Origin of the sequence: Pseudoalteromonas sp. S2721 (assembly GCF_005887425.1) — a bacterium.
GTDB classification, from domain to species: Bacteria; Pseudomonadota; Gammaproteobacteria; order Enterobacterales; family Alteromonadaceae; genus Pseudoalteromonas; species Pseudoalteromonas simplex.
This window is the reverse complement of sequence record NZ_PNCZ01000107.1, coordinates 1-288: the sequence shown is the minus strand read 5'-3', so window position 1 is coordinate 288 and position 288 is coordinate 1. Positions and strand designations below refer to the sequence as shown.

Below are 288 nucleotides of genomic sequence, written 5' to 3'. Positions count from 1 at the left end.
GATGAATTACATGGTAAAGGTCAAGGGCCAGCAGCGGCTGCTCCTGAAGCTATTAGCAGTGATAGTGATGATATCACCGATGATGAATTCGACAGTTTATTAGACGAATTACATGGTGTTGGTAATTTTGGTGAAGTAAAACAAGAAAATATAGCCAAACCTGAAACAGTAAAACCTGCACAACCAACTCCTCAAGCACCAGCAGTAGATACTACAAGCAGTGACTCAGACGATGAAATTAGCGATGACGAGTTTGAGGCGTTGCTTGATGAATTACATGGTAAAGGT

General features: G+C 41.3%; 1 pseudogene. It reads left to right on the top strand.

What is annotated here, in order from left to right:
- Window positions 1-288 (top strand): annotated as a pseudogene (locus CWC02_RS20480) (chemotaxis protein CheA); the annotation flags it as partial.